Origin of the sequence: Vibrio sp. S11_S32 (assembly GCF_014694465.1) — a bacterium.
GTDB classification, from domain to species: domain Bacteria; phylum Pseudomonadota; class Gammaproteobacteria; order Enterobacterales; family Vibrionaceae; genus Vibrio; species Vibrio algicola.
The window spans coordinates 1-10,787 of sequence record NZ_JAAUWS010000068.1; the positions used below are offsets into that span (position 1 = coordinate 1).

At 37.3% G+C, this 10,787-nt stretch carries 11 protein-coding genes; 5 read left to right on the forward strand and 6 right to left on the reverse strand.

All coding sequences use genetic code 11. The annotated features are described in order from the left end of the window. Positions 1-235: 235 nt before the first annotated feature. The gene (mobH, locus tag HC723_RS15635; protein WP_190339732.1) at positions 236-2,347 is read right to left on the reverse strand and encodes a MobH family relaxase; all 2,112 of its coding nucleotides are present in this window, start codon (positions 2,345-2,347) and stop codon (positions 236-238) included. 144 nt (positions 2,348-2,491) lie between these two features. On the opposite strand from mobH, the gene HC723_RS15640 reads away from it, so the two are divergent. The 4 genes from HC723_RS15640 (at position 2,492) to HC723_RS15655 (ending at position 4,702) form a co-directional block, all read left to right on the forward strand. After that, positions 2,492-2,743, forward strand: coding sequence for a hypothetical protein (locus tag HC723_RS15640; protein ID WP_190339733.1), 252 nt, complete (start codon positions 2,492-2,494; stop codon positions 2,741-2,743). 119 nt (positions 2,744-2,862) lie between these two features. Next, entirely contained in the window at positions 2,863-3,126 is a 264-nt protein-coding gene (locus tag HC723_RS15645; RefSeq protein WP_190339734.1) for a hypothetical protein, read from the forward strand. 30 nt (positions 3,127-3,156) lie between these two features. Further along, entirely contained in the window at positions 3,157-3,420 is a 264-nt protein-coding gene (locus tag HC723_RS15650; RefSeq protein WP_190339735.1) for a hypothetical protein, read from the forward strand. Positions 3,421-3,895: 475 nt separating this feature from the next. Then, positions 3,896-4,702 (forward strand): tyrosine-type recombinase/integrase, encoded by an 807-nt coding sequence (locus HC723_RS15655; RefSeq protein WP_190339736.1) that lies wholly within the window; start codon positions 3,896-3,898, stop codon positions 4,700-4,702. Positions 4,703-4,761: 59 nt separating this feature from the next. Here HC723_RS15655 and HC723_RS15660 read toward each other — a convergent pair whose 3' ends face one another. Beyond that, positions 4,762-5,508 carry a hypothetical protein gene (locus HC723_RS15660; RefSeq protein ID WP_190339737.1) on the reverse strand — a complete coding sequence of 249 codons (747 nt, stop codon included), beginning with the start codon at positions 5,506-5,508 and terminating at the stop codon, positions 4,762-4,764. A 160-nt stretch (positions 5,509-5,668) separates the two neighbouring features. On the opposite strand from HC723_RS15660, the gene HC723_RS15665 reads away from it, so the two are divergent. After that, the gene (locus HC723_RS15665) at positions 5,669-6,250 is read left to right on the forward strand and encodes a porin family protein (RefSeq protein WP_190339738.1); all 582 of its coding nucleotides are present in this window, start codon (positions 5,669-5,671) and stop codon (positions 6,248-6,250) included. 55 nt (positions 6,251-6,305) lie between these two features. On the opposite strand, the gene HC723_RS15670 is transcribed toward HC723_RS15665, so the two are convergent. From HC723_RS15670 to HC723_RS15685, 4 genes are all read right to left on the reverse strand, one after another. Beyond that, entirely contained in the window at positions 6,306-8,030 is a 1,725-nt protein-coding gene (locus HC723_RS15670; RefSeq protein ID WP_190339739.1) for a hypothetical protein, read from the reverse strand. 66 nt (positions 8,031-8,096) lie between these two features. Beyond that, complete coding sequence (locus tag HC723_RS15675; RefSeq protein WP_190339740.1) at positions 8,097-9,290, reverse strand: toprim domain-containing protein; 1,194 nt, start codon at positions 9,288-9,290, stop codon at positions 8,097-8,099. A 67-nt stretch (positions 9,291-9,357) separates the two neighbouring features. Continuing rightward, entirely contained in the window at positions 9,358-10,425 is a 1,068-nt protein-coding gene (locus HC723_RS15680) for a lambda-exonuclease family protein (RefSeq protein WP_190339741.1), read from the reverse strand. Next, entirely contained in the window at positions 10,422-10,616 is a 195-nt protein-coding gene (locus tag HC723_RS15685; protein ID WP_190339742.1) for a hypothetical protein, read from the reverse strand. The genes HC723_RS15680 and HC723_RS15685 overlap by 4 nt, the downstream gene beginning before the upstream one ends. Between the last annotated feature and the right edge of the window lie 171 nt (positions 10,617-10,787).

Here is a 10,787-nt window from a genome sequence, read left to right on the forward strand (position 1 = left end):
TGCTGTTTAGTTTGGTTGTATTTGTAAGGCATTTGTTAATTATTCTGATATGAAAGGTCGATTAAAATAATAACCGACCCTGACAGTATTGCCTAATTGATTGTTTATCGAGCGATGCAACAAAGCCAATTTTGTTCAAATAACTCAACACTTCAGTTTAATTTTTGCTCAGTTGGTATTTTTTTTACAAAACTTTGCATGGCGAATGTTGAAGTTTTATTGTTATTGTGTGTCGCTATGAAATCAAGGTGGCTATGTTCGACTCTAGTATCGGTAATTTTGGTAGCGTTCCATTTTTTAAAATAAATCCATTAAGCGTAATTTTTTTGGTCTTATTTATAATTAATTGCCTTGCTACCTCGGCATTACAATCCAACTCTAGTTGATGGCTTTTCCTTAACTCTGTAATTATTTTAGATCTGTTGATCTTCTTATCATTGTGACTTGACTCATAAATATTGAACACGTTAGGGCTACATATAAAAAACCCTTCTGTGATAGCGATTACAACCGCTGCTCTGTTGTGATTGTGTTTAATTTTTTGGTTTTTTATTGATTCAGCTAACCAATGTAGAAAATCCTTAGCTGATACATCCATCACAGTGTTTTTATCACTCTTCCAAGCACTAACGAGAGCATTACCTCTTTGGAATTCATCTAGTGATTGACGATCTCTTGAAGCTAACCCGGCTAGTGGGTTTGGGTTTTGCATTCTCATTGGTTCTTGCGGTTTATTTGGTACGGAAAATGGGTTTATGTTCCCTTTTCTCACGTTCCCTTGAGTGATTTTCTGGTGCATATTGTCGTCATTGATTTGGTTTAAGTTTGGCGCGACAACCGGTTCACTAACCTTTGTTTGAACTGTTGTACTAGCCATTGGGTTTGAGTTTGGCGCGGCAACTGGATTACCAGCTTTTGGCATTGATTTTTTTGTCACTTTTTTGGTTGGAACAACAATGGTCGCACTCGCACTCTTCTTGGTTGGTGGTTTGTGTGTACTGCTTAGGTCCATGCTTATTATGCTGTTGGAGGTATCATTTTTCGAAGTGTCTTTTGATTTACTCGACTCTTTTGCATGGGTAGTTTCAGGGGTACTTTGTTGTTTAGCTTTGGCTTTTCGTCCATCTTGAGTTGTTTTGTCCTCAAATGTCGCATTCGCTTCTTGTAATCCTAACGTGTTATTAGGATCTAACTTGTCTTTCCGCATTTTTAAGAATGTAAGCTGTTGCTCCCAGACTGAATTATCTTCCTGTACTGCTTTAACTAAAATGTGATGAACTAAATCATCCGTTTCATGGTGTCTTTCTGTGTATCCAGCTTCGCATAGCATACTAAAAATAATAATATTATTTGTAGGTAGCACGGTGTATCCGGTTTCTTGTGCTAAACGACGGCAAGTTTCAACTGTCGGCTTTGATACGAGATATACATGTGTTTCTGATACCCACATCATGCCACCGGCTTTATTGGTTTTAACCTGACCTGATTCGATAGCCATTCTCAACATGTTAAAGACGATCTCTACCGGTGACGTAGAACCACCGGAATATTTCACACCGGCTTCATTTTTAGCTTCGACATTAGTACCCGACAACAAGTTCTTTTCGGCTGATTTTGCATCAGAATATTTTAATACGTCAGCTACCGCACCACCATCTTGATATTGACCAGCGATAGATTGTAGCCAGAACTGGAATAGCTTTGGGTAGCCTCTAATCCAACTTACACCTTCCTCCGGTATAATGTGCGTAAGCATTATAGGTGCGGCAGAAGTATGGGCTTTATGCCCTCTCATTGCTCTATATCTAAATTTGTAGAATGACCCTTCAGCTAGTGGTTGACTAGTCGGATTCCAAGCCTTCGGCTTACTATCAATGTTGCTTTTATAAACTACTTCAATGTCAGTAATGATTTTACCTATATCATGTAAAGCGGCAGCACAGAAACATGCGTATGCAAAAACATCAGCTTCATTTTCAACGTCTAATTCTTTGCCTGATTCTGAATATAGAAAATTACGACGGTACGTTCCTGATATGTACATAACGTCGAGAACGTGATCGATTAATCCACCGATATGTTGATGGTGGTTGTATTGAGAAGCTGGAAGACCTTGAATATATAGTATGAGATTGTCTATAACAGTTTGGTAATATATGCCTAGCTGAATTTTATTCATTCGTGCAGAGCTTAATATTCGCTGAATTTGGTCATTATGTTTTTCGGTCCAGTAATTTAGTGGTGGTACTTCGTACCAACCATTGTCGACTGGCTGTAGATAATTGACGTTTATTTGATTGGATTGTTTGGTCGGTTTTTTGTTTCTTTTCAGGAATGAAAGTGCCATATAGTATTCAACTCTTATCATGCTCATAATATTATGTGACCACTATATTGTTTTTGACATTTGCGCTCGGTATTGGGGGGGGGATATGTATTCTCACTACTACGTGTTATAATGTTTGTTCTAACTTATTGGGGTGTGTTGTTTATGGATTTGAATGTTTTTGGCGGTGCTGGGCTTGCTCTAACAATAGTAGCTTTTGTTGTTGTTTATGCTGTAGTCATGTTTGATTTTTTTACTCAGAAAAAACACAAAGCTGTTTTAAGGTTGGTTGGTGTGTTATCAATAGGCATTGCAGCGTCAGTTGTCAGCTACTTTGGTGGCTTGTATGTTGTTAGCGCAGTGATTTTAGTTGCTTATATCCATTACGTTTCAAAAGTACAAAAGTTTTGCCTGTAATTAATCTATTCTAAATGCCGCTTCTTTAAAGACCTCCCCCCCTCCCTTGTGTGTATGCTTCCTATATGGTTTAAAATTTATTTTAATAAATACCTATCCATGTAAATTTGGGAATTACCATGTCAAATACACCTAAAAAACAAAATGAAAATCTAAAAAAATTAAAAAGTAGCGCATTTATAAAGTCGTCGGTGTCCGGTCTTAATAAGCAAGATTTGATCAGCTTGAAAAGCAAAATCAATCACCAGCTTGACCAGTTCATTCAACAACTAGATCAGCAAGAAATGGAAGTCATCAGAAAGCGTAGGATTTTAGAAGAAGCACTAAAAGACTTGGATAGTAAAGGGCTGAGTGTTGACGACATTAAAGCATTAATAGACTAATATTCTCTAACCAGCAATTGAAATTACCCCATGAAAACAATTAATAATGTCAGCTCTTCTTTAGATGAAATAACCCTATCTGACTATGATGCAACTCTTGATCATTTAAGGCATCAACAAGTTAAAAAATGGAGCAACACTAATGAATTTGCCATGCGTGACATTGACGCAATAGAGGCATTTTTATACAACAACAAATGGTTTCTTGACGGAAACAGGCTAACTTATTCAGTGTTACTCGCCAAAGCAAGGCAAGAATTTGAACAAAGAAATGTAGCGGAACTGAAGCTGTAAGCGAATAGTCCTCCGCAGAAACATCCACACTATAATGTGGCCAGGAATGTGAGTTTGCTTTTATAGCTCACACTTCTGGCCCACACTAACAACTCAATTATCATAATAAGATAATAACATCGCTATCCAATCTCAATCGAATACATCCATCAAACCTACGCACACCAATAATATTACCATAAGTACCATAGCGGCAGTATTACACTAATAAGATAATAAGATAATAAGATAATGTACATATTTCGATATTATCGAAATATGATAAAGTCAATCTGACTAACGTATAAGTGACAGTGTAATGATAGAAAAAATACAAGGAATGGCACTAACCACCATACCAAAACCACTAGATATGTGCTTTACTAGTAAAACTAGTAAGTATTACTAGTAGTATGCTTGGTAAAATACACCATGAAAAATAAATACTTAAAATAAATGCTGATAAATCAGCAACTTAAATCTGGAATAGAGTTATATGAGTAACGCACTTAAAAATAGAAAAATAAGGCGGGTTGACCTGAAAAGGGATGATTCCGATCAGCTTGTTAAGAAAAAAATTAAACTCGCATCATTACCACCAAAGTCAAAGAAAGAGTTCTTTGCTATTTATGATTTTGTCTTTGATAGAAACCCATCGGTTGCTAGAACCTTTTATATGAGCGCACTCACTGGTTTGAGATATAGCGATTGTAGCTGGTTGATGTTCTCAGATTTTATAAGTGAAAACTCTAATAAATTCAAACCTCACTTTGACGTTATTCAGCAAAAAACATATAACATGGCTCTCACTAGGCTAAAGAATAAGCATATAAAGGACAATGGGCTAGATAGTAAAAATGTAGACATTAGTGATGATATTGTCGATAAATTGAAGTCAATTGCAGCGAAAAAGGCAAAACATACAGTCTACATAAATGAGGAAATTGAGTTTCTAGTACAAGAAATAATCAGCGAAAGAAAGTGGAAAAAAGTACCTGAAAATGGGAAAGATTTTCTCTTTGCTAATGATCATCATCATAGTGATGGATTGCCAGTTTGCACCAATGGAGCAAATCAGCATTTGGCAAAAGCAAAGACACACTTAAAGTTGGACTATCCATTAGGTACACACTCATTTAGAAAGTATTTTGCAAATACTATAATCTCTTATGGTGGTGATGCAGTTAAATTAAGGGATTTGTTGGGGCAAAAATCGTTGGACGCAACAACGCTTTATGTAAACTCAACACAAGAAGAACTAGCAAGCCTTATTCATAAGTTTCAGATAGAAACAGAAGTATAAAGATAAGGTTTATTCAGAAATAATTCGGGTATGCAGTGGCATACCCGAAGGTAAGCGTTTTATTGTGACTTTTTCTTTTCTAATTGATTTGGTTTAGGGAGCACCGCTCGGTCTTTAAATGGTACAAATTCACTCTCAAGCGAAATAATTTGATCCGGATAAACACAACGTAACGGTGGCTTGGTGCAGAATTGTTCTCGGTGAACATCATGGTTTTTCTTTGCTGTAAACTTAGCTTTGTCTGTTATTTTTCTTTCTTCTATTGCTACAAAGCAGGTGTTTTTTTGTGGTTCATCCATCGTTCTCATTTGTTGCGTATTATAATTTACAATCGTTCTTCCTATTTTATCCAATAAGATTTCATGGCGTTGCAGAATTTCAACAACGATACCGAACGAAGTTTCTTTTGGTGATCCTCTTTTTTTCCACTGGATACGTTGACCAATGACGATTTTCTTCAGTTCAGATTGGGGTAAATAAAAAGGTTTGTCTAAAAAAAATTTAGACTTTAAAAGTATGTTCCGTAGGCAATTATGGGTGAAAATAGCTCGTTCTCTAACTGCTATTTTTGGATCGTCATTCAGGGCCAAGTCTAATATGGTTTTTAACTGGTCGTGATTTAAAAATGGCGCGTGATGACCGATATTAATAGTTACAGTCGATTTTGCGGGTTGTCCAACATTATTCAATACACGCTCGATTTCTATACCAGTATCAAACTGATATAGATAATCATCTAGTGAATCAAGAAATAACGCTGAACATTTATTACATGAACCACATGTATGACTGGTTAGAATGCTCACGAATTAAACTCCCAAACTAGCGTAGGATAGGTTGTTTGTTATATAGTAAATATGTTATTCGAAAAGTCAAATATTCAACACTCCCCCCCCCTAAATCCATTCTTTTCTTGGTGCCAATGTACCATTGCTTCTATTGACCAATGATGAAAATGGAATCTTTATGTTAAAGAAAACACTTATAGGTATTGCTGCACTGGCAAGCCTAGCAGCCACTACAAATTGTTTTGCTTCTGATAAGTACCATCCGCAAGATCAATATGACTGGCAATATGAAATGCCTGCTTATGTTGGTGTTAATTATTCAATTCTAAATGCGGCACTAGATAGCAGCGAAAATGCAAACCTAAACGCAGTGGAGCTAACCCTTGGCTATCAGGCTTCAGATTACTTTGGCGCTGAATTTCGACTGTCTGGTGGCGTAGAGGACGACAATCTACAAACTAATTCAAGTAATTATGAAAGAGTATCGCTGGACCATACGGTCGGAGCTTACGCTAGAGCGCAATTCCCCTTTGTCTTAACTAACTGGCTAACGATCACACCATACGCTTTAGCTGGTGTTACCTCTATGACAATCAATGCAAGTTCAAATGATTTTGATGAATCTGGTTTCTCTTATGGAGCGGGATTGACGGTAAGCCTTACCAAGAACGTAACTGTTGATGGTGGCTATATTAGTTATGTCGATACAGGAAATGTTAAGATGGACGGTGGACAGATCGGTATAACCTACCACTTTTAAGAGCCATAAAAAAACCGACCAACATTTTAAATGCTGGTCGGTTTTGACTTTCTTATTATATTAGTTTTTGAACTAAATTATCTTCTTCAATATCTATTGTATAGATTATTTCTGATTCAATATTGTCAAAATTCAACTTCTTCAAATCTAAATCCTGACCTCTTAAATAAGCTGCCAAATCAGAAGTTTCAAAGTAAGTTAATAAGGTAAAACGATAGCGATTAGGCGCTGTACTAGTATTCTTCATAACATATACGCCTTTTGTGCGCTTGCTATGAAAATAATAAAAATCACCATCTTGCTTTACAGCTTTGTAACCATTTGATTTTAAGTCGAATTGAATATGGTTCATTGCATTATATTCAGTCTTAAAAATTGAACTACGTTGAACATAGCGCGTTATCACATGTGGTGTTAACTGATGCTTATCCAAGTATTCATCTCTGCCATTTATGGCAAATTTTCGTTTGAAACACTGGAAAAAATAAAGAGTTGTTTCATCAATTTCTGGGAAATGGTAACAACCATCTACAGCTATGTTTTCATTGAAAACTAACTCGCATCTATTTTGCGCTGAATATGCCATTGCCAGTGCAACTTCATTTGTCACAACTACTGTCGCGCTAGGCATGTTAAGAAGCACTTTTGGGTCTTTAAATGATTCGCCCAACTCTTGCAAATTGGTTTCTACAATAAGTTTAGGGGGGGATTTCGATAAGAAATTACCTAAGCGGATTGAAGCATCACAAATGATTTTATATACCATTAACGCAATTTCAAGATCACCTCGGTTTTTCTTAATCCGAATGTGACCGTTATAGCCTGTGTCTTTAATCTCAAAGAATAGAGCGTTTCTAAGTAGCATTAGTTTCATATCAACACTAGTGCGATTTCGCATTTCTTTTATATCAATGTCCATTGGATATTCCTTTTTTGTTGAAGAATAATCTTCATTAAGCATGAGAGGATGAATGTTCCTTTCATGGATGTTATTTTGGTATGTCAACATGATCGTGTCAGGGCATTTTTGGCTAGGTTCTATCTCAGCTTTAGAAACATACGATGATAATAATATGTGTATATCGTCATCATTTATTCTATAAGCTAACTCTTGATTCCCTCCGCTCGACAATCGCTCAATTGGTTCTGAAGTACAATTCTCAACAAATCGGCACAACATTCCAAAGGGATTGTACGCAACTTGATCTCGAATTAACTCCGACTCAAACGATTTCTTAGAAAATGAAGTGACAGCATAAACGGTAACGCCATAATCGTTACCTTGTAACTTCATTTGCACTCGTTTTTGCAATAACTCAGCACTAAACGTTTCCGTTGGTGCGCTATCGTTAATAACAAATTTATCCAAATCATCACTAATTTTACCTTTGCAGTATGGCAACATTGTCCGTGAAGTCGTTGAACACGAATTCAATGCCTTAGCAAAAGGATGAACATCGGCTAATGGCTGCATGAAGGCTTCATAAGAATCTTGCTGGTAAAACTGGATACATACATCGTGAGAATTAGTTAGCTTCTTAATAGAGATAACGTCCTTCAGACTGGGATTGACAATGGCATTCACCGCCATTAATTCAGCCATTGCACACTGTATGGAGCTGTACTTTGTTATTCTATCAAACTCGATGGCCATTACACCGCTTATACACTCTGGACGCATCAATTCAGATGCGGTTGCGTGGTCGAATTTAACCGCCCAGTAAACGTGGGATAGGTTGTTTTCTTCTTTTGTGGCGTATATGGAAATATTGATAGACATTAAATTTAGCCTTTAATTTATTTACCTATAAACAGCAAGAATGGAGGAATAACCCTCCATTCTTGTTTATAGGTATTGTTGCCAGTTCTTCGCTTCTTCTGGAAATCCATCAGACCCAATTGAATTTAAAACGTCAGCCCAATCAATACCCGACTCGTTTTCAGGAATCGGTAAAGGTGGCTCACACAGGATAACTTTCACCCCATACGTTTTTAAACGTTCTTCTAACTCTTTAGCTCTTAGTATACCAGTTTTTGACCTGTCTTTATCAACCCAAACAAACACAACCTCAGTACCTTTAGCTGGTAGCCAGCTTGATAGTAATTGAGCGTTGATACAACATTGCATAGGCATCTTTGTTACTTTCATTGCAGCAAGAGTTGTTTCCAACCCTTCTCCAATACCAATAACTTTTGTTCCAGCCGGTGACAACTGAATTGAACCGCCCGTAATCGGTACAAGTGGTATTGCTGGTGTCATCTTCTTAGGACTTTCATCAGAAAGCATGAGCTTTTGCCCTTCTTCCGTAATGTACGTTCTATGAATTCGTACCGGCACACCTGTAGCGTTGCGAATTTGACTCAATATACAAGGATACTTGCCAGCTAAATGGAAAGTCCCTGCTTCTTTGTCAAATATTCGATATTCTAACGCTGGATGAAATACGATCTCACCTCTAAGCGTTCCAACATTTCCAAGCCCTCGATTTTTAAAATACGAACGTGCTGGTTTTGCCAGGTCATGGTCCAATGCAACAGCTTCCAACCACATTTTACTTAGAGAAAGTAACATTCTATCTCTAGCTTTAATGTTTAGTGCTTGTTGTATTTTCTCATTTTCTTCGCGCTTGCGTTTCGCTTCAGCAATGCGCTTTAACGTTGCCTGACGTTCTTCTTCGGTCACTTCCTCATGGTCAGTATAGCCAACTGCGTCAGCGACTTGTTTGATAGCTTCAGGGAACGTCATGTGACAAGCGTTCATTAGAAAATCAAAACCATCTTTCCATACGCCACAAGTAAAGCAGCCACACGCACCCGTTTCATCTCCACTTTTTAAAAACCTAAAAGACGTATTGCTTTTAGCATTGTGGTACGGACACTTTATTGCCGGTCTTTTTATGCCAGTAAAGCCCGATGCAGCACCTTCAATTTTCGGCTCAATATAAGATAAAACCCTAGTCCAATTACCATGAGCTAGTTCTTTTACATCCCGCAATATGCGAGCATTTTTTTCTCTTGTTGTTTCTCTGTAAATAGACATAACGTGACCTTAATTGTAGTGCCTTTTGACACATTGAAATGACTAGCTTTTACACTATCCACTTGGTTTAAAATATATTAAGCAATGAATCTTCATCACTAGAACTAAACGTTTTCAGTGCATTAATTTCATCATTTAATTTTTGTTTCACTACCGATAAAGCCGCAGTGGTAATTTCCTGACCACGCTTTTTATTGATAGCTACTCTATACGAGTAAGACTTCTTACCTGTATGTGTCTCAACGTTCACATCCTGCCCTGTCAACTCTGATAGCTCTTTATATGCAGCCTCATAATTAACACGCCCTTTGCGTTCACTAATCGCCAACTTAACACCTTCTATCTCGCCTTGTTTAAAGTTACCTAAGTGGTCAATAAACTCGGTTTGTGATGTTTTAATTAGTTCCTTAGTGGCTTTTAACTCAGCAGACAACATCGCTTCCTTTTGCATCAACTGAACCGTTGTGTATGCAATTTCAAGCCATTCTGCTTTATTTATGTTTTTTGCTGTCTCCGGTGTTACCAGATCCCTTTCAGGATCTAATTCAGGTGGATTACGCAAAATTACATGGTGATAAAATGCCGCAACTTCATCTTTCAACCATTGCTGATAAGCAATGTTTGGTTCGATTTCAAAAACGACCATTTCACCAGTTTCAATGTTGTAGAACAACAATTTCCCTTTCTTAGCACCAGACACAAACATTTGATACTGAACTTGGGTGTAATACAGTCTAAAAGACTTACTAAGCCTTTTATTTTCAACGATATCAATCCATGTACTAGGCGATGGACATTTGATTTCCAACACCTCATTTAGTATTTGATTGTACCCATCAAGCGATGCTATCCAAGGTGAGCCTAATTCTGATTCAATGCAAATCGGTCGATAATACGAACCGGTTTTACTTTGATACTTCATTCGAGCTTCATCCTCAAATCTAACACCCCTGATTACATTAGGGTTACGGCTTAGATCATCAGCATCCCAGAAACCACATATCTCCCCCCACTCAATATAGGCGGTTTTATATGGACTTAGACCTAGTATGGTCATAACCGAAGATGCACCGACACCAGTTTTTCTCCATTCAAGCCATTGTTCAGTACCTTGATTAAGACTTACTACTTTCATAGCTCGCCCTCGATCCTAACAACATATCTAAAGTGTTTTTTAAACACTTCTATCCCATTGTTATACGTCCCACTTTTCATTTCAGTGACAATTTCTTCAGCGTTTAAGCCCATTTGTGGGGCTAGTCGCTTTGCCACACCTAGAAGATAAAAAATATTACCTTCAGGTGAATTTAAGTTAATTTTTAACATAGAATATTCCTTAATGTGCGCGGTGCGCGCAAAGTTAACCACCAGCAAAATGCCGGTAGTGATATTGATGGTGACAAAAGCAGTCACCAGGTTGTTTTTTAGTTGAATTGGCAAACGCCAGATACAACAAATCACCGTTAGCTAGTGCTAATGGCAAACAGGGTATCTAAA

Bases quoted from the DNA above. Each gene is read 5' to 3' on its own strand.
- mobH (WP_190339732.1), bottom strand. From the start codon at position 2,347: ATGGCACTTTCATTCCTGAAAAGAAACAAAAAACCGACCAAACAATCC.
- HC723_RS15640 (WP_190339733.1), top strand. From the start codon at position 2,492: ATGGATTTGAATGTTTTTGGCGGTGCTGGGCTTGCTCTAACAATAGTA.
- HC723_RS15645 (WP_190339734.1), top strand. From the start codon at position 2,863: ATGTCAAATACACCTAAAAAACAAAATGAAAATCTAAAAAAATTAAAA.
- HC723_RS15650 (WP_190339735.1), top strand. From the start codon at position 3,157: ATGAAAACAATTAATAATGTCAGCTCTTCTTTAGATGAAATAACCCTA.
- HC723_RS15655 (WP_190339736.1), top strand. From the start codon at position 3,896: ATGAGTAACGCACTTAAAAATAGAAAAATAAGGCGGGTTGACCTGAAA.
- HC723_RS15665 (WP_190339738.1), top strand. From the start codon at position 5,669: ATGTTAAAGAAAACACTTATAGGTATTGCTGCACTGGCAAGCCTAGCA.
- HC723_RS15670 (WP_190339739.1), bottom strand. From the start codon at position 8,030: ATGTCTATCAATATTTCCATATACGCCACAAAAGAAGAAAACAACCTA.
- HC723_RS15675 (WP_190339740.1), bottom strand. From the start codon at position 9,290: ATGTCTATTTACAGAGAAACAACAAGAGAAAAAAATGCTCGCATATTG.
- HC723_RS15680 (WP_190339741.1), bottom strand. From the start codon at position 10,425: ATGAAAGTAGTAAGTCTTAATCAAGGTACTGAACAATGGCTTGAATGG.
- HC723_RS15685 (WP_190339742.1), bottom strand. From the start codon at position 10,616: ATGTTAAAAATTAACTTAAATTCACCTGAAGGTAATATTTTTTATCTT.